The 24,148-nt window shown below is 49.3% G+C and carries 37 protein-coding genes; 31 read left to right on the forward strand and 6 right to left on the reverse strand.

Annotated features, from left to right (window positions below):
* The 30 genes from rplD to AC3WQT_RS16905 all read left to right on the forward strand — a co-directional run bounded on the left by rplD (position 1) and on the right by AC3WQT_RS16905 (position 16,667).
* Positions 1 to 624 carry a 50S ribosomal protein L4 gene (gene rplD / locus AC3WQT_RS16760; protein WP_422976189.1) on the forward strand — a complete coding sequence of 208 codons (624 nt, stop codon included), beginning with the start codon at positions 1 to 3 and terminating at the stop codon, positions 622 to 624.
* On the forward strand, positions 621 to 935 hold the full coding sequence (rplW, locus tag AC3WQT_RS16765) for a 50S ribosomal protein L23 (protein ID WP_110255914.1): 315 nt from the start codon (positions 621 to 623) through the stop codon (positions 933 to 935). Before rplD ends, rplW begins: the two co-directional genes overlap by 4 nt.
* A 2-nt stretch (positions 936 to 937) precedes the next feature.
* Complete coding sequence (gene rplB / locus AC3WQT_RS16770) at positions 938 to 1,765, forward strand: 50S ribosomal protein L2 (RefSeq protein ID WP_186950513.1); 828 nt, start codon at positions 938 to 940, stop codon at positions 1,763 to 1,765.
* A 10-nt stretch (positions 1,766 to 1,775) separates the two neighbouring features.
* Positions 1,776 to 2,051, forward strand: a complete 276-nt coding sequence (gene rpsS, locus AC3WQT_RS16775) for a 30S ribosomal protein S19 (protein ID WP_110255916.1) — start codon at positions 1,776 to 1,778, stop codon at positions 2,049 to 2,051.
* Between the two features lie 6 nt (positions 2,052 to 2,057).
* Positions 2,058 to 2,390 (forward strand): 50S ribosomal protein L22, encoded by a 333-nt coding sequence (gene rplV / locus AC3WQT_RS16780; protein ID WP_174244915.1) that lies wholly within the window; start codon positions 2,058 to 2,060, stop codon positions 2,388 to 2,390.
* Positions 2,391 to 2,399: 9 nt separating this feature from the next.
* Positions 2,400 to 3,233: a 30S ribosomal protein S3 gene (gene rpsC / locus AC3WQT_RS16785; protein WP_110255917.1), complete on the forward strand. Its 834-nt coding sequence runs from the start codon at positions 2,400 to 2,402 to the stop codon at positions 3,231 to 3,233.
* A 2-nt stretch (positions 3,234 to 3,235) separates the two neighbouring features.
* A complete protein-coding gene (gene rplP, locus AC3WQT_RS16790; protein ID WP_110255918.1) occupies positions 3,236 to 3,655 on the forward strand; it encodes a 50S ribosomal protein L16 in 420 nt (139 codons plus the stop codon).
* A 12-nt stretch (positions 3,656 to 3,667) separates the two neighbouring features.
* Positions 3,668 to 3,859 (forward strand): 50S ribosomal protein L29, encoded by a 192-nt coding sequence (gene rpmC, locus AC3WQT_RS16795; RefSeq protein WP_110255919.1) that lies wholly within the window; start codon positions 3,668 to 3,670, stop codon positions 3,857 to 3,859.
* Entirely contained in the window at positions 3,859 to 4,131 is a 273-nt protein-coding gene (gene rpsQ / locus AC3WQT_RS16800; RefSeq protein WP_110255920.1) for a 30S ribosomal protein S17, read from the forward strand. The genes rpmC and rpsQ overlap by 1 nt, the downstream gene beginning before the upstream one ends.
* 239 nt (positions 4,132 to 4,370) lie before the next feature.
* Positions 4,371 to 4,739 carry a 50S ribosomal protein L14 gene (rplN, locus tag AC3WQT_RS16805; protein WP_006464924.1) on the forward strand — a complete coding sequence of 123 codons (369 nt, stop codon included), beginning with the start codon at positions 4,371 to 4,373 and terminating at the stop codon, positions 4,737 to 4,739.
* A 9-nt stretch (positions 4,740 to 4,748) separates the two neighbouring features.
* Positions 4,749 to 5,063, forward strand: a complete 315-nt coding sequence (gene rplX, locus AC3WQT_RS16810) for a 50S ribosomal protein L24 (protein WP_110255921.1) — start codon at positions 4,749 to 4,751, stop codon at positions 5,061 to 5,063.
* Between the two features lie 4 nt (positions 5,064 to 5,067).
* Complete coding sequence (gene rplE, locus AC3WQT_RS16815; protein ID WP_492705329.1) at positions 5,068 to 5,607, forward strand: 50S ribosomal protein L5; 540 nt, start codon at positions 5,068 to 5,070, stop codon at positions 5,605 to 5,607.
* Between the two features lie 7 nt (positions 5,608 to 5,614).
* Entirely contained in the window at positions 5,615 to 5,920 is a 306-nt protein-coding gene (gene rpsN, locus AC3WQT_RS16820; RefSeq protein WP_110255923.1) for a 30S ribosomal protein S14, read from the forward strand.
* Positions 5,921 to 5,934: 14 nt separating this feature from the next.
* On the forward strand, positions 5,935 to 6,330 hold the full coding sequence (rpsH, locus tag AC3WQT_RS16825; RefSeq protein ID WP_110255924.1) for a 30S ribosomal protein S8: 396 nt from the start codon (positions 5,935 to 5,937) through the stop codon (positions 6,328 to 6,330).
* A 10-nt stretch (positions 6,331 to 6,340) separates the two neighbouring features.
* A complete protein-coding gene (rplF, locus tag AC3WQT_RS16830) occupies positions 6,341 to 6,874 on the forward strand; it encodes a 50S ribosomal protein L6 (protein WP_110255925.1) in 534 nt (177 codons plus the stop codon).
* A 12-nt stretch (positions 6,875 to 6,886) separates the two neighbouring features.
* Positions 6,887 to 7,249 (forward strand): 50S ribosomal protein L18, encoded by a 363-nt coding sequence (rplR, locus tag AC3WQT_RS16835; protein ID WP_110255926.1) that lies wholly within the window; start codon positions 6,887 to 6,889, stop codon positions 7,247 to 7,249.
* A gap of 12 nt (positions 7,250 to 7,261) precedes the next feature.
* Positions 7,262 to 7,780 (forward strand): 30S ribosomal protein S5, encoded by a 519-nt coding sequence (gene rpsE, locus AC3WQT_RS16840; protein WP_110255927.1) that lies wholly within the window; start codon positions 7,262 to 7,264, stop codon positions 7,778 to 7,780.
* Positions 7,781 to 7,790: 10 nt separating this feature from the next.
* A complete protein-coding gene (gene rpmD / locus AC3WQT_RS16845) occupies positions 7,791 to 7,970 on the forward strand; it encodes a 50S ribosomal protein L30 (RefSeq protein WP_110255928.1) in 180 nt (59 codons plus the stop codon).
* A gap of 28 nt (positions 7,971 to 7,998) precedes the next feature.
* On the forward strand, positions 7,999 to 8,430 hold the full coding sequence (gene rplO / locus AC3WQT_RS16850; RefSeq protein WP_110255929.1) for a 50S ribosomal protein L15: 432 nt from the start codon (positions 7,999 to 8,001) through the stop codon (positions 8,428 to 8,430).
* A 25-nt stretch (positions 8,431 to 8,455) separates the two neighbouring features.
* The gene (gene secY, locus AC3WQT_RS16855) at positions 8,456 to 9,793 is read left to right on the forward strand and encodes a preprotein translocase subunit SecY (RefSeq protein ID WP_110255930.1); all 1,338 of its coding nucleotides are present in this window, start codon (positions 8,456 to 8,458) and stop codon (positions 9,791 to 9,793) included.
* 23 nt (positions 9,794 to 9,816) lie between these two features.
* Entirely contained in the window at positions 9,817 to 10,035 is a 219-nt protein-coding gene (infA, locus tag AC3WQT_RS16860; protein WP_005663428.1) for a translation initiation factor IF-1, read from the forward strand.
* 33 nt (positions 10,036 to 10,068) lie between these two features.
* Positions 10,069 to 10,182: a 50S ribosomal protein L36 gene (gene rpmJ, locus AC3WQT_RS16865; RefSeq protein ID WP_014004415.1), complete on the forward strand. Its 114-nt coding sequence runs from the start codon at positions 10,069 to 10,071 to the stop codon at positions 10,180 to 10,182.
* A 28-nt stretch (positions 10,183 to 10,210) separates the two neighbouring features.
* Positions 10,211 to 10,576, forward strand: coding sequence for a 30S ribosomal protein S13 (gene rpsM / locus AC3WQT_RS16870; RefSeq protein WP_186950499.1), 366 nt, complete (start codon positions 10,211 to 10,213; stop codon positions 10,574 to 10,576).
* A 31-nt stretch (positions 10,577 to 10,607) separates the two neighbouring features.
* Positions 10,608 to 11,012, forward strand: a complete 405-nt coding sequence (gene rpsK / locus AC3WQT_RS16875; RefSeq protein WP_110255932.1) for a 30S ribosomal protein S11 — start codon at positions 10,608 to 10,610, stop codon at positions 11,010 to 11,012.
* Positions 11,013 to 11,262: 250 nt separating this feature from the next.
* Positions 11,263 to 11,886: a 30S ribosomal protein S4 gene (gene rpsD / locus AC3WQT_RS16880; RefSeq protein WP_110255933.1), complete on the forward strand. Its 624-nt coding sequence runs from the start codon at positions 11,263 to 11,265 to the stop codon at positions 11,884 to 11,886.
* Positions 11,887 to 11,990: 104 nt separating this feature from the next.
* Positions 11,991 to 12,968, forward strand: coding sequence for a DNA-directed RNA polymerase subunit alpha (locus tag AC3WQT_RS16885; protein ID WP_110255934.1), 978 nt, complete (start codon positions 11,991 to 11,993; stop codon positions 12,966 to 12,968).
* A gap of 124 nt (positions 12,969 to 13,092) precedes the next feature.
* Complete coding sequence (gene rplQ, locus AC3WQT_RS16890) at positions 13,093 to 13,488, forward strand: 50S ribosomal protein L17 (protein WP_110255935.1); 396 nt, start codon at positions 13,093 to 13,095, stop codon at positions 13,486 to 13,488.
* Positions 13,489 to 13,749: 261 nt separating this feature from the next.
* Positions 13,750 to 14,079, forward strand: a complete 330-nt coding sequence (gene cutA / locus AC3WQT_RS16895; protein ID WP_492705344.1) for a divalent-cation tolerance protein CutA — start codon at positions 13,750 to 13,752, stop codon at positions 14,077 to 14,079.
* Positions 14,076 to 15,929 carry a protein-disulfide reductase DsbD gene (dsbD, locus tag AC3WQT_RS16900; RefSeq protein WP_492705346.1) on the forward strand — a complete coding sequence of 618 codons (1,854 nt, stop codon included), beginning with the start codon at positions 14,076 to 14,078 and terminating at the stop codon, positions 15,927 to 15,929. The genes cutA and dsbD overlap by 4 nt, the downstream gene beginning before the upstream one ends.
* Before the next feature lie 99 nt (positions 15,930 to 16,028).
* Complete coding sequence (locus AC3WQT_RS16905; RefSeq protein WP_492705348.1) at positions 16,029 to 16,667, forward strand: peroxiredoxin; 639 nt, start codon at positions 16,029 to 16,031, stop codon at positions 16,665 to 16,667.
* A 74-nt stretch (positions 16,668 to 16,741) separates the two neighbouring features.
* Here AC3WQT_RS16905 and sbcB read toward each other — a convergent pair whose 3' ends face one another.
* The 6 genes from sbcB to yihA all read right to left on the reverse strand — a co-directional run bounded on the left by sbcB (position 16,742) and on the right by yihA (position 23,221).
* Positions 16,742 to 18,178 (reverse strand): exodeoxyribonuclease I, encoded by a 1,437-nt coding sequence (gene sbcB, locus AC3WQT_RS16910; RefSeq protein ID WP_492705350.1) that lies wholly within the window; start codon positions 18,176 to 18,178, stop codon positions 16,742 to 16,744.
* Between the two features lie 49 nt (positions 18,179 to 18,227).
* Positions 18,228 to 19,322, reverse strand: coding sequence for a magnesium transporter CorA family protein (locus AC3WQT_RS16915; protein WP_492705351.1), 1,095 nt, complete (start codon positions 19,320 to 19,322; stop codon positions 18,228 to 18,230).
* On the reverse strand, positions 19,303 to 20,553 hold the full coding sequence (locus AC3WQT_RS16920) for a sterol desaturase family protein (protein WP_492705353.1): 1,251 nt from the start codon (positions 20,551 to 20,553) through the stop codon (positions 19,303 to 19,305). The genes AC3WQT_RS16915 and AC3WQT_RS16920 overlap by 20 nt, the downstream gene beginning before the upstream one ends.
* Positions 20,554 to 20,563: 10 nt before the next feature.
* The gene (locus AC3WQT_RS16925; RefSeq protein WP_492705640.1) at positions 20,564 to 21,235 is read right to left on the reverse strand and encodes a lysoplasmalogenase; all 672 of its coding nucleotides are present in this window, start codon (positions 21,233 to 21,235) and stop codon (positions 20,564 to 20,566) included.
* A 14-nt stretch (positions 21,236 to 21,249) separates the two neighbouring features.
* The gene (gene hemB / locus AC3WQT_RS16930; RefSeq protein ID WP_492705355.1) at positions 21,250 to 22,275 is read right to left on the reverse strand and encodes a porphobilinogen synthase; all 1,026 of its coding nucleotides are present in this window, start codon (positions 22,273 to 22,275) and stop codon (positions 21,250 to 21,252) included.
* 187 nt (positions 22,276 to 22,462) lie between these two features.
* A complete protein-coding gene (yihA, locus tag AC3WQT_RS16935) occupies positions 22,463 to 23,221 on the reverse strand; it encodes a ribosome biogenesis GTP-binding protein YihA/YsxC (RefSeq protein WP_492705357.1) in 759 nt (252 codons plus the stop codon).
* Between the two features lie 217 nt (positions 23,222 to 23,438).
* Here yihA and AC3WQT_RS16940 point away from each other — a divergent pair, with 217 nt between their 5' ends.
* A complete protein-coding gene (locus AC3WQT_RS16940) occupies positions 23,439 to 24,137 on the forward strand; it encodes a c-type cytochrome (protein ID WP_492705358.1) in 699 nt (232 codons plus the stop codon).
* Positions 24,138 to 24,148: the final 11 nt, after the last annotated feature.

The raw sequence follows: 24,148 nt of genomic DNA on the forward strand, positions 1-24,148 counted from the left end.
ATGGAACTGAAGCTCCTAAACGAACAAGGTCAAGCAGCGTCGAATGTAGCCGCTCCTGATACTATCTTTGGTCGTGACTACAATGAAGCCTTGATCCATCAAGTCGTCGTTGCATTCCAAGCCAATGCTCGTAGCGGTAATCGCAAACAAAAAGATCGTGAAGAAGTCCATCACACAACCAAGAAGCCTTGGCGTCAAAAAGGTACTGGTCGTGCGCGTGCTGGTATGTCTTCTTCTCCATTGTGGCGTGGCGGTGGTCGTATATTCCCGAACACACCTGATGAGAATTTCTCTCACAAAGTTAACAAAAAGATGTATCGCGCAGGTATCTGCTCGATCCTGTCTCAGTTGGCTCGTGAAGGTCGTTTGAATGTGGTTGACGATGTTACTGTTGACGCACCTAAGACAAAACTGTTGTCCGAAAAACTGAAGGCAATGGGTTGCCTGGATTCCGTCCTGATCATCACTGACGAATTCAATGAAAACCTGATGTTGGCAGCGCGTAACCTGGCAAACGTATTGGTTGTTGAGCCGCGTTATGCTGATCCAGTTTCTTTGGTGTTCTACAAGAAAGTGTTGATCACCAAGCCAGCACTGGCAAAGATTGAGGAGATGCTGGCATGAGCGCACAAGTCAAAATTAGCGAAGAACGCCTGATGAAGGTGTTGCTGGCTCCTGTTATTTCTGAAAAAGCAACTATGGTTGCTGAAAAGAATGAGCAAGTGGTTTTCCTGGTTATGCCAGATGCAACCAAGCCAGAAATCAAAGCTGCCGTCGAATTGCTGTTCAAAGTACAAGTTGAATCCGTACAAGTAGCAAATCGCCAAGGTAAACAAAAACGTACCGGTAAATTTAATGGCCGCCGCAATCATACAAGACGCGCTTTTGTATGCTTGAAGCCAGGTCAGGAAATTAACTTCACTGAGGGGGCATAAGCATGGCACTCGTTAAGATGAAGCCAACCTCACCAGGTCGTCGTGGTATGGTGAAGGTAGTGACAGAAGGCCTGTACAAAGGTCGTCCTTTCGCTGCTTTGTTGGAAAAGAAATCAAAAACTGCTGGCCGTAATAACAACGGTCACATCACTACCCGTCATATCGGTGGTGGTCACAAGCAGCATTATCGTCTGGTTGACTTCAAGCGCAACAAAGATGGTATCCCTGCAAAAGTAGAACGTATTGAATACGATCCTAACCGTACAGCGCACATTGCTTTGTTGTGCTACGCGGATGGTGAACGTGCATACATCATTGCCCCTAAAGGTATGGCTGCTGGTGATCAGGTCATGAACGGTTCTCAAGCGCCGATCAAATCTGGTAACTGCTTGCCTATCCGTAATATCCCGGTCGGTACAACTATGCATTGCGTAGAAATGCTGCCAGGTAAAGGTGCTCAGATTGCACGTACAGCTGGTGCTGGCGTTGTCCTGATGGCACGCGAAGGTACTTACGCTCAGGTTCGTCTGCGCTCCGGTGAAGTTCGTCGTATTCATATCGAATGCCGCGCGACTATCGGTGAAGTAGGCAACGGTGAGCATAACCTGCGCAAAATCGGTAAAGCTGGTGCAATGCGTTGGCGCGGTGTTCGTCCTACCGTTCGCGGTGTGGTCATGAACCCGGTCGATCACCCGCACGGTGGTGGTGAAGGTAAAACTGCAGCCGGCCGTCACCCAGTATCACCATGGGGTCAGCAAACCAAGGGTAAGAAGACTCGTCGCAACAAGCGCACTACTTCGATGATCGTCTCACGCCGTGGCAAGAAATAAGGGATAAAACATGACACGTTCATTGAAAAAAGGGCCGTTTTGCGACGCCCACCTGGTGAAGAAAGTCGAAACCGCGCAAGCGACTAAAGACAAAAAGCCAATCAAGACTTGGTCCCGTCGTTCGACAATTATGCCGGACTTCATCGGTTTGACCATTGCGGTTCATAACGGTAAGCAACACGTACCAGTTTATGTTTCCGAAAACATGGTTGGTCACAAGCTCGGCGAATTCGCGCTGACCCGTACGTTCAAGGGTCACGCTGCCGATAAAAAGGCTAAGAGATAAGGACCGATGATGGAAACTAAAGCAAATTTGCGCGGTGTGCGTCTGTCTGAGCAAAAAGGTCGCCTGGTGGCTGACCTGATTCGCGGTAAAAAAGTAGATCAGGCATTGAATATCCTGGCATTCAGCCCTAAAAAAGGTGCTGCGATCATCAAGAAAGTGTTGGAGTCTGCAATTGCAAACGCCGAGCACAATGATGGCGCGGATATCGACGAGCTGAAAGTAAAGACTATCTATGTCGAAAAAGGTGCGATTCTGAAGCGCTTCACAGCACGCGCTAAGGGTCGTGGTGATCGTATCTCTAAACAATCCTGTCACATTTATGTGACCGTTGGTAACTAAGGAGTCACGATGGGACAGAAGATACATCCAACCGGTTTTCGTTTGGCAGTAACACGTAACTGGTCTTCTCGCTGGTATGCTGGCAATGGTAACTTTGCCACTATGCTCATCGAAGATCTGAAGGTACGTGAATACCTGAAGAAGAAACTGAAAAACGCGTCTGTAGGCCGCATCGTTATTGAGCGTCCTGCTAAAAACGCACGCATCACGATATACAGCTCCCGTCCAGGCGTTGTGATCGGTAAAAAAGGCGAAGACATTGAAGTATTGAAAGCCGACTTGTCGAAATTGATGGGCGTGCCAGTGCACGTCAACATCGAAGAAATTCGCAAGCCAGAAATCGATGCTCAACTGATCGCTGATTCTATCGCTCAGCAACTGGAAAAGCGCATCATGTTCCGCCGCGCCATGAAACGTGCGATGCAAAATGCAATGCGTTTGGGCGCTCAAGGTATCAAGATCATGTCTGGTGGTCGTTTGAACGGTATCGAGATCGCACGTAAAGAATGGTATCGCGAAGGCCGTGTGCCTCTGCATACTCTGCGTGCTGACATCGACTACGGCTTTGGCGAAGCATCCACAACTTACGGCATTATTGGCGTAAAAGTATGGGTCTACAAAGGCGATCGTTTGGCAAATGGCGATGCGCCTGTTATCGAATCGACACCGGAAGACGACAAAAAACGTCGCGGTCCACGTCGTGATGATGGCAAGCCAAATAGCCGTCCACGCGCCAAGCGTCCAGAAGGACAAACACCGACGACCGGCGCAGCAGCCCCGGCAGCCAAGCGCGTACGCGCAAAAGCTGACGCTGCAGCACCGGCTGAGAAAGCAGGAGAATAATCATGCTGCAACCAGCACGCAGAAAATATCGCAAGGAACAGAAAGGCCGTAACAAGGGTATCTCGCATACTCGTGGTACAGCAGTTTCCTTCGGTGAGTTTGGCTTGAAGGCAGTTGGTCGTGGTCGTATCACAGCGCGTCAGATTGAAGCAGCGCGTCGTGCAATGACTCGTCACATTAAACGCGGTGGCCGTATCTGGATCCGCATTTTCCCGGACAAGCCAATTTCCCAGAAACCAGCGGAAGTCCGTATGGGTAATGGTAAAGGTAATCCTGAGTACTACGTTGCCGAGATTCAACCAGGCAAAATGCTGTACGAAATGGATGGTGTCGATGAGACGCTGGCACGCGAAGCGTTCCGCTTGGCTGCAGCTAAATTGCCGCTGTTGACAACGTTCGTCGTCCGTCAAGTCGGCCAATAATAGGAGTTGTAAATGAAAGTATCTGAACTCCAAGGTAAGGATCAGGCGGCTTTGACCAAAGAACTGAATGAATTGTTGAAGGCACAATTCAGCCTGCGTATGCAAATCGCTACGCAACAGCTGACTAATACTTCTCAATTGAAGAAAGTTCGTCGTGACATCGCACGTGTGAAAACCGTCATGAACCAGAAGGATGCCAAATAATGAACGATCAAGTTAAAGTCGCACTGAAGCGCACATTGATTGGCAAGGTTGTCTCCGACAAGATGGACAAAACCGTAACAGTGGTTGTTGAACGTCACGTCAAGCATCCTTTGTATGGCAAGATCATCGTCCGTAGTGCAAAGTACCACGCACACGATGAAGCGAACCAGGCAAAGGCCGGCGACACCGTTGAAATTCAAGAAGGTCGTCCTATCTCCAAGACTAAAGCTTGGACAGTGACACGTGTGGTTCAAGTCGCACAAGTAGTATAAATTTATTGCACAAATAGTTTTTTGGTGTAATAATGATGGGCTGTCATTTGCAAGGTATGCGAGTGACAGCCTAAATGTCTTTCATAACGCCCTCTTGTTGTGAAAGTGGTTAAAAAATCGTCCACCTAATCAGTTGGCTCGTGCATTGTAGGTTATGTAGGGGTTAGCTGGCGGGACCAAGACTGACTACAAATTTGCATTGTGCAAGTTGTGTGGATTAAGTTGGGAAAGAGAACATTATGATTCAAACAGAAAGCCGGCTGGAAGTGGCTGACAATACTGGTGCGCGCGAAGTTTTGTGCATTAAAGTGTTGGGCGGTTCCAAGCGTCGTTATGCGGGTATTGGTGACGTAATTAAAGTCACTGTTAAGTCTGCTGCTCCGCGCGGTCGTGTAAAAAAAGGTGAAATTTACAACGCCGTTGTCGTGAGGACAGCTAAGGGTGTTCGTCGTCAAGATGGCTCGTTGGTCAAATTTGATGGCAATGCTGCAGTATTGTTGAATGCAAAACTTGAGCCTATCGGTACTCGTATTTTCGGCCCAGTAACACGCGAACTGCGTACTGAGCGCTTTATGAAAATCGTGTCTTTGGCTCCAGAAGTGCTGTAAGGGGTCGTGATGAACAAAATTCGTAAAAACGACGAAGTCATCGTCTTGACGGGTAAAGACAAAGGTAAGCGCGGTCAGGTGCAAGTTTGCATCGATAGCGATTACGTTGTTGTTGCAGGTATTAACGTCGCTAAAAAAGCTGTTAAGCCTAACCCAATGACTGGCGCAGTAGGTGGCATCGTGGATAAAGTGATGCCGATTCATGTGTCGAATGTTGCATTGTTTAATGCAGCGTCTGGCAAAGCAGACCGTGTAGGCTTCAAGGTAGTGGATGGCAAGAAAGTCCGTATCTATAAGTCGACTGGCGAAGTTGTGAAGGCATAACATCATGGCCCGTCTACAAGCAATATATAAAGATAAAATCGTTGGTGAACTGACTGAAAAGTATGCGTACAAATCAGTCATGGAAGTTCCACGTATCTTGAAAATCACCCTGAACATGGGTTTGTCTGAAGCAATTGCAGACAAAAAGATTATTGAGCATGCAGTTGGTGACCTCACCAAGATTGCTGGTCAAAAACCAGTAGTTACCAAAGCTCGCAAAGCGATCGCTGGTTTTAAAATCCGTGAAGGTTATCCAATTGGTTGTATGGTAACTTTGCGTGGCGCTCAGATGTATGAATTCCTGGACCGTTTCATCACTGTGGCTCTGCCACGTGTACGTGACTTCCGTGGTGTTTCTGGTCGTGCGTTTGATGGTCGTGGTAACTACAATATCGGTGTCAAGGAACAGATCATTTTCCCTGAAATCGAATACGACAAGATCGACGCGTTGCGTGGTATGAATATCAGTATCACGACATCAGCAAAGACCGACGAAGAAGCGAAAGCGCTCCTCGCCGCATTTAAATTTCCGTTCAGAAACTGAGGTCGCCATGGCAAAACTGGCACTGATTAATCGTGAGCAAAAGCGTGCAGACCTGGTGAAGAAATTCGCTGGTAAGCGTGCCGAATTGAAGGCCATCATTGATGACCAATCAAAGACTGAAGAAGAGCAGTACGCTGCCCGTCTGAAGTTGCAGGCCTTGCCACGTAACTCCAATCCGACCCGTCAGCGTAACCGCTGCGCATTGACAGGTCGCCCACGTGGCACATTCCGTAAATTCGGTTTGGGCCGTATTAAACTCCGTGAAGTCGCCATGCGTGGTGAAATCCCGGGTATGACTAAAGCCAGCTGGTAATAGGAGAATAAGCAATGAGTATGAGCGATCCTATCGCCGATATGCTGACCCGCATCCGTAACGCACAAGTTGTTCAAAAGACTGTCGTCGCGATGCCGTCCTCCAAAGTAAAGATCGCAATTGCGAACGTACTTAAAGACGAAGGTTACATTGAAGATTTCGCAGTTTCTGAAACTGCAGGTAAGTCCGAATTAAAAATCGGCTTGAAATATTACGCAGGACGTCCTGTGATTGAACGCTTGGAACGTGTATCACGTCCAGGTCTCCGTATTTACAAAGGTAAAGACGAGATCCCAAGTGTCATGAACGGTTTGGGAGTGGCGATCGTTTCCACACCACAAGGCGTCATGACTGACCGCAAAGCGCGCGCAACCGGTGTCGGTGGCGAAGTGATTTGCTACGTCGCCTAAGGAGTGAAAGATGTCTCGAGTAGGTAAGATGCCAATCGCTTTGCCGGCAGGTGCTGAAGTCACCATTTCGACAGAGCAGATTACAATTAAAGGCCCACAGGGCGTGTTGTCTCAAGCCTTGAACGGCCTTGTGACAGTTGCGAACGACAATGGCACTTTGAGTTTTTCCCCAGCAAATGATGGTCGTGAAGCCAATGCGATGAGCGGTACCCTGCGTGCCCTGGTCAACAACATGGTTAACGGCGTCACTAAAGGTTTCGAAAAGAAACTGAATCTGGTCGGTGTTGGTTACAAAGCGCAAGCTCAAGGCGACAAATTGAATTTGTCTCTTGGTTTCTCGCACCCGGTTGTTCACGCAATGCCAGCTGGCGTTACATGTGCAACACCAACTCCAACTGAAATCCTGATCAAAGGGATTGATAAGCAAAAAGTTGGTCAGGTTGCCGCTGAAGTTCGTGCATACCGCAGTCCAGAGCCTTATAAAGGCAAAGGCGTTCGCTATGCGGACGAAGTGGTTGTGATTAAAGAAACCAAGAAGAAGTAATAGGGGTTGACGATGGACAAGAAACAATCACGTCTGCGCCGCGCACGTCAAACCCGTGCCAAGATCGCAGAACTCAAAGTGAACCGCCTGGCCGTGCATCGCACAAACCTGCACATCTATGCAAACATCATTGGCCCAGACGCCAAAGTGTTGGCATCTGCCTCTACAGTAGAAGCAGAAGTACGTGCAGAGTTGGCTGGCAAGTCTGGTGCAGGCGGCAACGCTGCTGCAGCAAGCTTGATCGGCAAACGTGTTGCAGAGAAGGCAATCAAAGCAGGGGTTACCGAAGTTGCGTTTGACCGCTCCGGTTTCCGTTACCACGGTCGCGTCAAGGCGCTTGCAGAAGCAGCCCGTGAAGCTGGCTTGAAGTTCTAAGGAAAATTTGTCATGGCAAAAATGCAAGCAAAAACAGCAGCCGACAAGCCGGATGATGGCATGCGCGAAAAAATGATCGCGATCAACCGCGTGACCAAAGTGGTCAAGGGTGGTCGTATCATGGGTTTCGCGGCGCTGACAGTCGTTGGTGACGGCGATGGCCGTATCGGTATGGGCAAAGGGAAATCGAAAGAAGTTCCAGTTGCTGTACAAAAAGCGATGGAAGAAGCACGTCGTAAGATGATCAAAGTGACTTTGAAGAACGGTACTCTGCAACACACCGTTACTGGCAAGCACGGCGCGTCTTCCGTCATGATTTCTCCAGCAAAAGAAGGTACTGGCGTTATCGCTGGTGGTCCAATGCGCGCGATTTTTGAAGTAATGGGTATTGTAAACGTCGTGGCGAAATCCAACGGCTCCACAAATCCATACAACATGGTTCGTGCAACTTTGAATGGTTTGGCCAAGATGAGTACTCCATCTGAAATCGCTGCAAAGCGTGGCAAAACTGTTGAAGAAATTCTCGGTTAAGGAGCACCTCATGTCTAAGACAGTAAAAGTGCAATTGGTTAAAGGTTTGATCGGCACACGCCAGGATCACCGTGCAACTGTACGTGGCCTGGGTCTGCGTCGTGTTAATTCAGTTTCCGAATTGGAAGACACGCCATCCGTACGTGGCATGATCAATAAAGTCTCGTATCTTGTGAAGGTTGTATCGTAAGCCGTCAGGTTTGCGATCGGAGCAAATTATGGAATTGAATACAATCCAGCCAGCTGATGGCGCAAAACACTACAAACGTCGTGTTGGTCGCGGTATCGGTTCAGGCTTAGGTAAAACAGCGGGTCGCGGTCATAAAGGCCAAAAATCCCGTTCAGGCGGCTTTCATAAAGTCGGTTTTGAAGGCGGTCAGATGCCTCTGCAACGTCGTTTGCCAAAACGTGGTTTTAAATCACTGGCAACACCGTACAAAGCAGAAGTTCGCCTGACAGATCTGGAAAACCTGCCAGTGACAGAGATCGACGTTTTGGCTTTGAAACAAGCCGGCGTAGTTTCTGAGCTCGCACGTGTAGTCCGTGTGATCTTGTCTGGTGCTATCACCAAGAAAGTTTCTTTGAACGGCTTGATCGTCACTAAAGGCGCTAAAGCTGCAATCGAAGCTGCTGGTGGCACAATCGCTTAATTAAAGCAGACAACCGGAGCATTAATTGGCAACATCTCCACAACAAGCTAAAAGTGCTGCAAGCGGGTTTCCCTGGGGGCGACTCTGGTTCTTGCTGGCGGCACTGGTTGTCTACAGGATTGGTGCACATGTTCCTGTACCGGGTATAGACGCCAAAGTACTGGAAGATATGTTCAAACAAAACCAGGGTGGTTTGCTGGGTATGTTTAATATGTTCTCCGGTGGTGCGATGCAAAGATTCACTGTATTCGCCCTGGGTATCATGCCGTATATCTCTGCGTCTATCATCATGCAATTGATGTCGATAGTCTCTCCGCAGTTGGAAGCTCTCAAAAAAGAGGGCGAATCCGGCCGTAGAAAGATCACGCAATTTACACGGTATGGCACTGTGGTTCTGGCCTTAATCGAAAGTTACTTTATCGCATTTGGTCTGGAAGGTCAGGCCGGTCTGGTACTTGATCCTGGCATGGCATTTCGTTTAACGACGGTATTGTCGCTGGTGACGGGCACCATGTTCCTGATGTGGTTAGGTGAGCAAATCACTGAACGCGGTCTGGGAAATGGTATTTCGATCATCATTTTCGCCGGTATCGCAGCAGGTTTGCCTGGTGGCCTGAGTAATTTGTTTGAACTGGTTCGTACCGGTCAGATGAGTAACTTTGCTGCACTGGTTATCTGTGTTGTTGTACCTGCAGTAACGTTTGCGGTAGTGTATGTCGAGCGTGGTCAACGCAAGATACTGGTGAACTATGCAAAACGTCAGGTTGGTAACAAGATTTATGGTGGTCAAAGCAGTCATTTGCCACTGAAGCTGAATATGGCTGGTGTAATTCCTCCTATTTTCGCTTCTTCCATTATCTTGTTCCCAGCGACGATTACCAGCTGGTTTACCAAGGGTGCAGAATCTTCAACAAGTGGTTTTATCACTTTCCTGAAGGATCTGGCAGCGTCGATGGCGCCTGGTGAACCTATACACGCTTTGTTGTATGCAATAGCGATCATTTTCTTCTGCTTCTTCTATACCGCTTTGGTATTCAACAGCAAAGAAACCGCTGACAACTTGAAGAAAAGTGGTGCTTTTGTTCCCGGGATACGTCCTGGTGACCAGACCGCACGCTATATCGACAAGATTTTGATGCGTTTGACGCTAGCAGGTGCGATTTACATTACGCTGGTTTGTCTGTTGCCAGAATTTTTGATTGCGAAGTGGAAAGTACCATTTTATTTCGGCGGAACGTCTCTGCTGATTATCGTGGTGGTGACCATGGACTTTATGGCGCAGGTACAGAACTATGTTATGTCCCAGCAATATGAATCGCTTCTTCGTAAAGCAAATTTCAAGGGCGGGATTCCTTCGAGGTAATCGCCCAGGGGACAGCAGATCGAATGGCAAAAGACGACGTTATACAGATGCAGGGCGAGATTCTTGAGAATCTTCCGAATGCAACATTTCGAGTTAAGTTGGAAAACGGGCATGTTGTACTTGGCCATATTTCAGGGAAGATGCGAATGAACTATATTCGTATTCTTCCAGGTGATAAGGTGACAGTGGAATTGACGCCTTATGATTTGAGCCGGGCGCGAATAGTGTTCCGTACCAAGTAAATTTAAAATGAACTAGAAGGAAAGAGGGCAAAAATGAAAGTTCTCGCATCAGTTAAGCGGATCTGCCGCAACTGCAAAATCATCAAGCGCAAGGGTGTTGTTCGTGTTATATGCACAGAACCACGCCATAAGCAGCGCCAAGGTTAATTTAACGTTATTGAACGAGGAATAACGAATGGCACGTATCGCAGGGGTTAATATCCCAAATCATCAGCATACCGTAATCGGCTTAACAGCTATCTATGGTATTGGCCGTCCACGCGCACAGAAAATCTGTGACGCAACAGGTGTTTTGACCAATAAAAAGGTTAAAGATCTGGATGACAACGAACTCGAGAAGCTTCGCGACGAAATCGGTAAATTTATCGTCGAAGGCGACTTGCGTCGTGAACTGTCCATGAACATCAAACGCTTGATGGACTTGGGTTGCTACCGTGGTCTCCGTCATCGTAAAGGCTTGCCTTGCCGTGGCCAACGTACACGCACAAATGCGCGTACTCGTAAGGGTCCACGTAAAGCAGCGCAATCTTTGAAGAAATAATCCAGGCTAGCCCGGATCCAAGGAAAACATTATGGCAAAAGCTCAAAATAACGCTGCAGCAGCACGTGCGCGTAAGAAAGTTAAAAAGAACGTTGCAGAAGGTATTGCTCACGTTCACGCTTCTTTCAACAACACCATCATCACGATCACTGATCGTCAAGGCAATGCGTTGTCTTGGGCAACTGCCGGTGGTGCTGGTTTTAAAGGCTCACGTAAGTCTACTCCATTTGCAGCGCAGGTCGCAGCAGAAGCAGCAGGCAAAGTGGCTGTTGAATGCGGTATCAAAAATCTGGAAGTTCGTATCAAAGGCCCAGGCCCAGGTCGCGAATCTTCAGTACGCGCTTTGAACAATCTGGGTATCAAGATCTCCCTGATTCAAGACGTTACTCCAGTTCCACATAACGGCTGCCGCCCTCCAAAGCGTCGTCGTATCTAAGTTGGAACTCTAGGCTGCTTATTATTTAAGCGCCTTAGACAAGCAGATTCATTCTCTGCTGGCATTCTGGCGGAATCTCCGTTAGAATGCAGACCCGCCATTTCGTTGGCGGGTTTTGTGTTGTGGAAATTTCAGAGTACAAAAAAATAAATCAAAGGCATAGCCTTTGTTGTTAAGACCACCGTCTGGTTGCAGGCAGATCAGACTAGCGTAGTGTAGAAAACATTGCGTCATTTACAAGGAAAACATCGTGGCACGTTATATCGGACCAAAAGCAAAACTTTCCCGTCGCGAAGGCACGGACCTGTTCTTGAAGAGCGCACGCCGCTCCCTGGACTCTAAATGCAAACTGGACGCAAAACCAGGTCAACATGGTCGCACTTCTGGTGCTCGTACCTCTGACTACGGTAACCAATTGCGCGAAAAGCAAAAAGTTAAACGTATGTACGGCGTTTTGGAACGTCAGTTCCGCCGCTACTTCGCTGAAGCTGACCGTCAAAAAGGCAACACAGGCGAAACACTGTTGAAATTGCTGGAATCCCGTCTGGACAACGTTGCTTACCGTATGGGCTTTGGCTCCACACGCGCTGAAGCACGTCAGTTGGTAAGCCACAAAGCATTCACAGTCAACGGTATCGTTGTCAACATCGCTTCTTACCAGGTTAAAGCTGGTGACGTAGTTGCTGTTCGTGAAAAAGCGAAGAAACAAGTTCGTATCGCTGAAGCTCTGTCCCTGGCAGAACAATCCGGCATGCCTTCATGGGTAGCTGTTGATGCGAAAAAACTGGAAGGTACTTTCAAGTCCATGCCAGATCGTAGCGATATCGCTCACGATGTCAACGAATCCCTGATCGTTGAATTGTATTCTCGTTAATATTCAAGTTTCACCGCCTGCCTGTTTTACTACAGGCAGGCTTTTTTCTTTAATGCCGTCAGCCTTATCGGTGTAACGAACCGAGGGTATTGAAAAGGACATTCATGCAAAACAATCTGTTAAAACCACGTATTATCGATGTGGAAATGTTGGGTGCCGGTCACGCTAAAGTCGTGATGGAACCGTTTGAACGTGGCTATGGCCACACACTGGGCAACGCATTGCGTCGCGTACTGTTGTCCACTATGGTTGGTTATGCACCGACTGAAGTTGTGATCGCTGGTGTAGTTCATGAATACTCTTCCCTCGATGGCGTGCAAGAAGACGTCGTTGACATCCTGTTGAACTTGAAAGGCGTAGTCTTCAAGTTGCACAACCGTGATGAAGTCACGCTGACATTGAAAAAAGATGGCGAAGGCGCAGTATTGGCTTCCGACATCGATCTGCCGCATGACGTAGAGCTGATTAACCCAGATCACGTTATCGCCAATCTGACAGCCGGCGGTAAGCTGGACATGCAGATCAAGGTAGAAAAAGGCCGTGGCTATGTGCCAGGTAACGTTCGTCGCTTGTCTGAAGATGCGAACAAAACCATCGGTCGTATGATCTTGGATGCGTCTTTCTCTCCAGTACGCCGTGTTTCTTACGCTGTGGAATCTGCCCGCGTTGAACAACGTACTGATCTGGATAAACTGGTTATCAATATTGAGACCAATGGCGTTATCTCTCCTGAAGAAGCAATTCGTCAATCTGCCCGCGTGCTGGTTGATCAATTGAATGTCTTCGCTGCACTGGAAGGTACTGAAGCCGCTGCTGAAGCTCCATCCCGCGCACCTGCAGTTGATCCTGTCCTGTTGCGTCCAGTCGATGATCTGGAACTGACAGTACGTTCAGCCAACTGCCTGAAAGCAGAAAATATTTACTACATTGGTGATCTGATCCAACGTAGCGAAAATGAACTGTTGAAGACACCAAATCTGGGTCGCAAGTCTTTGAACGAAATCAAAGAAGTTCTGGCTTCCCGTGGTTTGTCTTTGGGCATGAAACTGGAAAACTGGCCACCTGCTGGCCTGGAAAAATAATTTTGTATGACGGGTCGGCTGAGGCAGCCTGCCCGTTTTTTAACCGTAGTAAAAATAATTACCGGCCCGCGATAAGTCCGCTTATCGATAGAAGAGCTGGCATTTAAATCTGAAAGGAAATACCATGCGTCATCGTCACGGCTTACGTAAGCTGAATCGTACTTCTTCCCACCGTCTGGCAATGCTGCGCAACATGACAGTATCCCTGTTGCGTCACGAAGCCATCAAAACAACTTTGCCAAAAGCCAAAGAACTGCGCCGCGTTATCGAGCCGATTCTGACTTTGGGTAAAACAGACACACTGGCTAACAAGCGTCTGGCTTTCTCCCGTTTGCGCGACCGCGAAATGGTAGTCAAGCTGTTTGCTGAACTGGGCCCACGTTACGCAAATCGTAACGGCGGCTACCTGCGCATCCTGAAAATGGGTTTCCGCGTCGGCGACAATGCTCCTATGGCATACGTTGAACTGCTGGACCGTCCAGAAGGCGTAGATGCAGCTGATGCACCAGTTGCTGAGTAATTAGCATATTTGGGCGTCATGCCCAGACTGCTTGAAACTTAAAAAAGCCGTTCAGTGTAAACTGAACGGCTTTTTGCTTATGAGCGTGCGCTTTGGATATGATAGAGCTTATGCTTATCTGCACACTGAAGGAAGCACTCAGGCAATTTACTGCCGGACATTTATCTTGCAGTATGCAGTAATGCGCTTGTTGTACGCCCGACCAATCATCATGCAGGTTTTATCAAGCTCAATGACATTGCCGGCGAATATGGGATAGCGATGGATAATGACAATCTGATCCTGGTACTGACTAATCTGCCAGGCCGCGAAATGGCCAAAAAGCTGGCCAGTCTGATCGTTGCCGAAAAATTGGCTGCCTGCGTGAACATTTCTGCTGATATATTGTCCATCTACAACTGGGATGGTGAGCAACAGGCTGACACTGAAGTGCAATTGATGATCAAGACCCGGCAAACATGTTACGCCAGGCTGGAAGCACTGATATTGAGCCAGCACCCCTATGATCTACCCGAAATAATAGCCATCCCTCTGGTAGCCGGATTACCGGCTTATCTGGACTGGGTGAGAAAAGAAACCGAAACGCCATGAATGCCTCAACTCCGCTGTTTTCTGCACACATGCCAGTAAGGCTACAGAATCTCCGTATATCGCAGCTATGGCGTTTGTGCGCCTTGGTGTTTGCCATACTGTTTGCGTCGCTATTGACCCCTTTCGCTGGTGCAGAAGACTTCCTTGATCCCGAAGAAGCTTTCAAAGTATCTGCCAGAATGGTGGAGCCAGGCATGGCCGAAGTCACTTTTACGATAGCAGATGGCTACTACCTCTACCGCGAACGCTTTAAATTCAGCTCAGACGATGCCAAAATCGGTGACATAGCCATGCCCGCAGGCAAGGTCAAGTTTGATGAAACCTTTCAGAAAGAAGTCGAGACTTACCGTAAGTCCCTGGTGGTGCGCGTGCCAGTGCAGGCTGCAGCAGATTTCACCTTGAAGATAGGGCGCCAGGGCTGTGCTGACGGTGGCTTGTGTTATCCACCACTGGAAACTCCGGTTAAATTGCAGATCGCCGGCAGTAGCGCTGCAGGTACGCAGGCAGCAACAAATGTAAGCGCCAACTCTGCTGCCAGTGCTGGTACAGAAGCCAATGGAAAGGCCACAGAGGCCAGCCGTGACGAAGAAACCAGCAGCATCAGTGCTGCGCTAAAGAGCGGCAGGCTGGTTCTCATCCTGCCATTGTTTCTGCTGCTTGGTCTGGGTTTGTCTTTCACTCCCTGCGTTTTGCCTATGGTGCCTATCCTGTCCTTCATCATCGTGGGCGAAGGTACGGGCATCAAGCGTAGCCGTGGCTTCCTTCTGTCCTTGTGTTATGCCCTGGGTATGGCGCTGGTGTACACCGCACTTGGTATTGCTGCTGGCCTGGTTGGTGAAGGTCTGTCGGCGACTTTGCAAAATCCCTGGGTACTGGGTGCATTCGCTTTGCTGATGGTGATACTGTCGCTGTCCATGTTCAATGTCTATCAATTGCAAGTGCCCGCCGCCTTGCAAACCAAGTTGACGGTGGCTTCAGAAGGTCAACGTAATGGTAAGTTGCTTGGCGTGTTTGTCATGGGTGCCATTTCAGCACTGATCGTCGGCCCTTGCGTGGCTGCACCATTGGCGGGTGCTTTGGTATATATCAGCCAGACCCGTGATGTTGTCGTTGGTGGTTCTGCCCTGTTTGCCATGGCGATGGGCATGAGTGTGCCTTTGTTGCTGGTAGGTATCTCGGCTGGCAGCCTGTTGCCACGTGCTGGCATGTGGATGGAAAGCATCAAGCGCTTCTTTGGTGTTTTGATGCTGGCCATGGCCTTGTGGATGATCAGTCCAGTGATACCTGTCTGGTCACAAATGCTGGGCTGGGCCATCTTGCTGATCGCCTATGCCAGCTATCAATTATTCTTCCAGCGTAGCGGTATGTTTGCCAAGGGAGTGTCTGTCATATTCTTCCTCCTGGGTGCTGTACAACTGGTAGGTGTTATCACAGGTGGCCGCGATGTATTTTCTCCTGTTGCCCACTTGTACGGCGGCAGTACGGAACATGTGAAATTCACCCGTGTGCGTAGCATCGCCGAACTCGATGCTGCCGTGGCGCAATCCAAAGGCAAGACGGTCATGCTGGATTTTTATGCTGACTGGTGTGTCTCCTGTAAAGAAATGGAAAAATTGACTTTCCCTGAAACCAAGGTCAAAGCCCGGCTGGACAATATGCTCCTGCTGCAAGTCGACGTCACGGCTAATAACGCTGACGACAAAGCCTTGCTGAAACGCTTTGGTCTGTTTGGCCCGCCAGGCATTATCTTCTTTGACGCTCAGGGTAAAGAAATCCAGGGGCAGCGGGTGATCGGTTATCAGAATGCAGATAAGTTCCTGCAATCATTGAATCGTGCAGAAGGAAAATAAGGCATATTCGAAGAATGTATAAGCATGCAACTAATCTATCCTTGAGTAAGCAGGGTAGAGAGGCTATATTCGAGTTCTCGTTTCTTTTTGGAGAAAAAAATGACTTTGCGTTTAGGCGATATCGCCCCTGATTTCGAGCAAGATTCTTCTATCGGTCCTTTGAAATTTCATGAATGGGCAGGCAATTCCTGGGTGGTTTTGTTTTCTCATCCAGCTGACTTCACACCTGTCTGCACGACAGAACTGGGCCTGACTGCAAAGCTCAAGCCAGAGTTTGACAAGCGCAATGTAAAAGCAATCGCCTTGTCAGTTGATGGTGCAGAATCCCATCTGCAATGGATCAAGGATATTGAAGACACACAAAAAACCGTCGTCGGTTTCCCTATCGTTGCTGATGCAGACAAAAAAGTTGCCGCACTGTATGACATGATCCACCCCAACCAGTCCGAGACTGTGACTGTGCGTTCATTGTTCGTCATCGATCCGAACAAAAAAGTCCGCCTCATCATCACTTACCCGCTGACCACAGGCCGCAATTTTGACGAAGTCTTGCGCGTCATCGATGCCCTGCAATTGACTGATGGTTATACAGTTGCCACACCAGGCAACTGGCGTGATGGTGATGACGTGATCATCCCCTTGTCAGTCAAGGATGAAGATGTGATCAAGCAAAAATATCCTAAAGGCTATACTGCTGCGCGTCCGTACCTGCGAGTTACACCACAGCCTAACAAGTAAGTCGATATCAGGTTACTGAAAACAAAAGCCACGAATGATTCGTGGCTTTTGTTTTTCAGCGAAAAAAATGAAGCTTATCGCGACGGCACGATCATTTCAGCATAGTCATACAAAGCACCCAAAATCTCTTCTGCCGCTTCATCTGCTGTTTCTGACAAAGTATCTATTTCATTGAAATACATATCCACAGTCCTGGCATTGCCTGCCCCATCAAGCAAACGTGCGGCGCGGTGTTCTTCCCAGTTTTCCTGCTCTTCCATGCTCAGGCTTTCATGGAAATTGCGGGCACGGTAGCGGAACAGTAATTCAGCCAAACGCGGGTCCTGGAAGCTGGTGCTGGCCTTGGCGAGTTGCGTGCCATTCATACGGCGCAAATCATTCAAGAGGCGACGGTCACCGGCACCGACAAAACCGCCGTACAAGTCTTCATCGACATCGCTGGCTGCTGCTTCAGGGCGGGCATACACTTCTTCCCAGATCGCCTTGGCAGAGGCGGGCAGGGAAGCGGCTTTGATAATGTGTTCTTGCGCCAGATGCATATCTATTTTCCAGCGTTCAGCCATGGGGGCTGACAAGGTTTTCAGATTACCTATGACGATGGGGGATTTGTTGATGTGTATGCTTTTCACTGGCAGGCGTTGCACGCCTTCAGGCAAGGCATCGCTCTTGCTGAACATGCGTAGCTGTATGGTCTCAGCATCCAGCCCTGCAAGCTCTGACGGGTCATGGGACAGGTCCCAGGCGATGACTTCATTCTTGTTCTTGGGATGCATGGCCAGCGGCCACATGACTGCCAGGCAACCGCGCTCAACCGGGAACATGCCAGATACATGCAAAAAAGCTTTATTCAGCACCGGCATATCGATTTCCGCCGCAACCTTGTCTTTCTTGTGCAGGGCAAAGCAAAAGTCGAACAGCTTGGGCTGACGCTCACGTATCAGGCGGGCCAGGGCTATCGTGGCACGTACGTCTGACAGCGCATCGTGCGCTGCCTCATGCGCAATACCATTGGCCTTGGTCAGGTGCTCAAGGCGAAAGCTGGGCTTGCCTTCATCATTCTTTGGCCAGTTGATGCCCTCAGGGCGCAACGCATAACAGGTGCGCACCATGTCCATGATGTCCCAGCGGCCGCAATTGTTTTGCCATTCACGCGCATACGGGTCGATGAGGTTGCGCCAGAACATAAAACGGGTAATTTCATCATCAAAGCGTATGGTGTTATAGCCCACGCCTATGGTGCCAGTCTTGCCCAGTTCCTGTTCTATCTTTGCTGCAAATTCATGCTCAGGTATGCCGCGCTCAAGGCAGGTTTGTGGCGTGATATGGGTGATCAGGCAAGACTGTGGATCTGGCAAGAAATCATTGGCGGGCCGGCAGTACAGCATGACTGGTTTGCCGATTTCATTGAGCTCGGCATCTGTGCGTATGGCGGCAAATTGCGCAGGTCTGTCGCGACGGGCGACAGCGCCAAAGGTTTCATAGTCATGCCAGAGAAAAGTGTGTTCTTGCATTGGTATCTAAATTTAATTGTGTGTTCTGAACTTGAAAAAATTTTGCGACTTACTCTATCCTGCGGCTGGCCTGGTCTTGCAAATAGCGCTGGCTGCGGAAGTAAATCAGCAAGAGCACGACGATGACACCCATGCCGCCCATGGTGTACCAGAAGCCAGATGCATGCTTGAGCAGGGGCATGACTTCAAAGTTCATACCAAAGATGCCTGTGATTAATGTCAGTGGCATGAACAGGGCGGTGATAACGGTCAGGGTGCGCATGATTTCACTGGTCCTGTGTGCCATTGCCGCAAAGTGGATTTGCACTGCCGATTCCAGCGAGGCTTCGAGACGACGCGCATGGTTCAATACACGGCTGATATGTTCCATCACGTCGTTGGTGCGCACCAGCAGCAAATCCTTGGCGCGGCTATTGCCATCATGGGTATCGACGATATGGTCGCGCAATTCCTGCATGGCATCGCGCTGTTCTTCACACAGGTTGTCAAGCTTGCGTAATTCCACGCGTGAATCGAGCAAGGCCAGCCAGTTATTGAAGGGACGGCGCGGGTCCAGCAGGGCATGTTGCCAGCGATCGAGTTGCTGGGTCAGAGGCTGGCGCAATTCCAGGTATTGATCAACCATGGAATTGAGCAAGCGCAGCATCAGCTCTTCCGGTGACGCTGGCAGGCGGCTGCCGTGGGTATTATTCTCTGCCCGCGATTTATAATCCAGCAGGCGCTGGCGTGCCAGCTCTACCGTGCGGCTCTGTGCCGGGCGCACTGTGATCAAGACATTTTGCATGAGCAAAAAAGACACTGGTGTGGTCGCCAGTTTATTCAATGCAGCCGGTATCTTGCGCTTCACACCATTCTTGTTGTCGCTATTTGCTTCTGTCAATGTCAGCTTGCGAAATACCACCATTTCATATTCTTCGGTCGCATCAAAATAAGACGGGTGTGAAAGATTGCTGACATCCTTGAGATGCAATTCATAAATCTGTGTACCTGTGATGGCCTCAACCCGATTACGCCAGGCAATCGGGTCTGCAGCGACTTCATCATGACTGGCATCCAGCCATAAAAAACCTCCTGCTTTGAGCAGGGTTTCTGGTTGCTCAGGATTTTGCAGGGTCTGCGTATCGTTAATGTGGAAGATGTCCATGCGCTTTTTGTTGATAAAAAATAAGCCAGAGTCCGCCCAGCGAAATCAGGCAAGTGGCAGACAATAATGCCTGTACTGGTGTAGACAAAGCAAAGGAATAAAACCAGCTGGCAGTCAATAAATTCATGATCAGGACGCACAGTATACGCACAGTCTCAGGCAACAGATAAATACGGCCCCTTTCCATCAGACCGCCTATGCACCACAGGCCCATCACGAGCCAGCTAAGGTAGATGGTCGCATTCAAGGCGCTGATGGTTTTATAGATGATCAGGAAATGTGTCGCCGCTTGCAGCAACAAGATGAACTGCATTATGCAATACCAGGTCGTGGCCTTGCTCATGACGGGGTCATAAACAGGTCTGTGCAAATCGAATGCTGCAGGCGCAGATTGCGCCATCACATCGCCAGGACGCCAGCCCGGCGGGCGTAACCAGATCTGCAATTTATCTAGCCAGTTTTTTGTTTGCCAGGCATCGCGCCAGACTTGCTCATACACTTCGAGATTGGCCCATAAAGGGTTCCAGCTGCGCAGTGGTTTGCGCGTGCCGTAGACGATGGCGACGTGATCGCGTTCTTCTATGAAAGTGCCAAACAATCTGTCCCAGATGATGAGGATGCCTCCAAAGTTCTTGTCCAGATACATATCATTGACAGCATGATGGACGCGGTGATTCGATGGTGATACAAACACGCGGTCAAACCAACCCAGCTTGCCTATCTGCTCGGTATGCACCCAGAACTGGTAAAGTAAATCGATGAGGGCAACCGCAATAAACACATCCAGTGGAAAACCTATCAGCGCCATCGGCAAATAAAATATCCAGCCAAATAATGGCCCGGTGCTGGTTTGCCGCAATGCTGTACTCAGATTGTATTGCTCACTCTGGTGATGTACCACATGGGCCGCCCATAACAGATTGGTCTGGTGTCCCATCCTGTGCAGCCAGTAGTATAAAAAATCGTAGAGCAGCAGGGCTGCTATCCATACCCACACACTGTCTGATGGCAGGCTGAACAGCGAAAGATGCTTGAGCACCAGCGCATACATGCCTATCGAAAACAATTTGGAAAATGCTCCTATGATCTGGCTCATCACACCCAGGGAGAGACTGTTGAGCGAATCATTGATGCGGTACAAATGACGCTGGCGCTTGCGTGCCACGATAAATTCTAGGGCGATCAGAATGAAAAAAACCGGGCTGGCAAAGGTGATGATTTTTTCATGCATGATCCTGGCCCTATTCAATATGGGATGACGTGACCGAAGCTGCAATCAGCCACAGCGCCAGATAATAGCTGCTGAGGATGAGTAAAGGAGAATGTGTAATAGGCGCGTAAAAACGGTTGTAGGCGAGCAGTGTGTCAGATAGCATGAAACACAGGCCGCCAATCAAGGCCAGGTGACCAGATATGCTGCGCAACTGCAGACCGCGGCTGATGGCTTGTGCCGTCATGCAAAGCAAAAGGCAGACATAGGCAACAACAGGGATCTGTAAAGCCGTTGGCAAGCCCGGCCACAGTATCACCAGGTTGACGATGCCAAGTGCAGCAATCCCAGTAAAAGCCAGAGGTTTTCCGGCAAAGCGGCTATCACTGATCAGGGCTCGTAAAAAGCAGATGTGAGCCAGTAAAAAACTTAACAGGCCACATAAAAATCCGTGGCGAAATACTGTGCCAGGTAACATCAAAAAGATGTCACCAATCAGCGAACAGACTATGCCTGCCAGTATTCTTTTTCGATAGGCAAGGCTGATGACAGGCTTGCTGCGCCAGGCAAAAAAGAAGATGCTGAGTGTCGTCAGCGGTTTGAAAATATAGTGCAGATATTGCGCACTGCTTATCTCTTTCCCCCATTCTGCACCAGCAATTGCCAGTGCAGCAAAAATGAAGATGAAGACAGAGCGCAACATCGCAGACACGGCGATCAGCCAGTGTGTTTCAGCAGGCGCGCAACATCGCGGGCGAAATAAGTCAAAACGCCATCGGCACCGGCGCGCTTGAATGCCAGCATGGATTCCATCATGGTCTTGTTATGATCAAGCCAGCCATTTTGTGCTGCTGCCTTGATCATCGCATATTCACCACTGACCTGATAAGCAAAGGTCGGCACCTTGAATTCATCCTTGACCCTGCGCACGATGTCCAGGTAAGGCATGCCAGGTTTTACCATGACCATGTCGGCACCTTCGGCCAGATCAAGTGCAACTTCGCGCAAGGCTTCATCACTGTTGGCCGGGTCCATCTGGTAACTGGCTTTATCACTCTTGCCCAGATTGGCAGCAGAACCTACTGCTTCACGGAACGGACCGTAAAAGGCCGAAGCATATTTGGCCGAGTAAGCCATGATGCGGGTGTGGATGAAATTGTTGGCTTCAAGCGCATGGCGGATTGCGCCTATACGGCCATCCATCATATCGCTGGGGGCGACGATATCGACACCGGCTTCAGCCTGCACCAGTGCCTGGCGTACCAGCATGGCGGTTGTCTCATCATTGAGTACATAACCGTCCGCATTGAGCAAACCATCCTGACCGTGGCTGGTATAGGGGTCGAGCGCCACATCAGTCAACACACCCAGTTCAGGGAAACGGCTTTTCAGTTCACGTACTGCGCGCGGGATAAGACCTTTGGGATTGGTCGCTTCTATGCCATCCGGCGTTTTCAAATGCGGGTTAATGGCGGGGAATAGCGCTAGCACCGGTATGCCCAGGGCGACGCAATCTTCGGCCACGCCCATGAGCAAATCTATCGTTACTCTTTCCACGCCAGGCATGGATGAAACTTTTTCACTTTGATTGACGCCGTCAATGACAAAAACGGGGTAAATCAGGTCAGCAGCAGTGACCATGTTTTCACGCATCAATGCGCGCGAAAATGCATCTTTACGCATGCGGCGCATACGTATTGCAGGGAAATGTGCTGAGGGATGAGATGGTTTTATGAATGACATAATCAGATGAAAATCAAATGAAAAGAATTTTATGCAGGTTAATGAAACTTTTTTTAAGTTGCAACATCTTAATGCATAGGTTGGATCTACTCCACGCCTACCGCTTCTCCTCCCTGAGCGGGCACCGTGCGTCCCTATTCGTAACGGTGTTATTACCCCGGCAAAAAGACTCTTTGCCGGGGTTTTTTTATTCTGCGTCAGCCGGTTTGTTTGTCTGGGCTTCTGCGGGTGCTTCCGATGCGCTTACTTCAGCGTCAGCATCGGCAGTATCAACGATAGGGTCGCGGTCCAGTCCAACCAGGCGTTGCACTACTGCATCGGCTTCTTCTATGCCTATGCGTTTCAGTGCAGAAAACAATTGCAGGCTGAAAGGGAAGAGCGGCCCTTCATCATCCACATAACTGTCGAGTACTGCCTTGGCTTTGCGCAAAGCATCGGTACATTCACTGCGATTAAGTTTATCGGCTTTGGTCAAAATACAATGGATAGGTCGCCCAGTTGGTGCAAACCATTCCAGCATCTGTATGTCCAGGTCGGTAAACGGGCGGCGGGCATCCATGATCAAGACCAAGGCTGCCAGTTGCGTGCGTCTTTGTACATAGGCACCGAGTAACTGGTTCCAGTGTTGTTTGGCGGCGCCCGGTACTTCGGCATAGCCATAACCTGGCAAATCTACTAGCAGGGCGCGAATTTCATCGACCCTGGTTTCATCTTTGCGATGCTGGCCCACATGGGCACCACCAATCGAGAAATAATTAATATGTTGTGTGCGGCCCGGTGTTTTTGAGGCGAAACAGAGTTTTTTCTGATTGCACAGGGTATTGATTGCGGTCGATTTGCCAGCGTTGGAACGGCCAGCGAAAGCAATTTCGGGCACGTGGGTGCGCGGGAGATCGCGCAGATGATTCACCGTAGTGAAGAAGCGGGCTTGCCAGAGGATAGACATAGAGGAAAGGAATAATGGAAAAATGCAACATAAGGCAGTAAAAACGCCCGAAAGCTATTGTACAATAAGGGGTTAGGTCTTGGGCAGCGATTAAAACCATGTCCACAGACCAGTTTTGAACGTATTTTGTTGCCAAAAAGTGCCTTTTTACGTGTCAACTCGCTGCAATGTGTCGCCAATAGGGCAGATTTCCATTATTTAGTCTCAGGGTGTTTGAATGAACCGTGCTTTTTTATCGTTTACTAAGTCCATCAGCGTCGCAGTCCTGGCGGTATCTTCTTTTGCCTCGTCGGTCTACGCTAATGAAGTAGCCAAACCAGCCAAAGCTGATCCAGCCAAGGGCGAAGCACTGTATACCAATGGCGATGCAGCACGAGGTATCACTGCCTGCGCATCCTGCCATGGCGCTGCCGGTAATTCGACCATCGCTGCCAATCCTAAATTGTCTGCCCAGCATGAAGCTTATCTGGTCAAGCAATTAACAGATTTCACTGGTGATACACGCAAAAATGCCATCATGACCACCTTTGCCAAGGCCATGACTGCAGATGATATAAAAAACGTTTCTGCTTATCTGTCGACGCAAAAATCCAAACCAGGCACTGCAAAAAACAAAGATATCGTTGAACTGGGCAAGCAAATCTATCGCGGTGGTATCGCTGAGAAAAATGTTCCAGCCTGCGCTGGCTGTCATAGCCCGAACGGTGCTGGTATACCTGCACAATTCCCGCGTATTGCTGGTCAACATCAGGACTACACCATTGCCCAGCTGACTGGCTTCCAGAACGGCTCCCGCAAGGATGGCGCAAAAATTGCAGGTGCCCGTCAAAACAGTGCACAGATGATGACTATCGCCAAGAAGATGTCTGAAGATGAAATTAAAGCTGTTGCAGACTATGTCGCAGGCTTGAAATAACAGTACTCACG

It is taken from the genome of Undibacterium sp. FW305-107 (assembly GCF_058788535.1).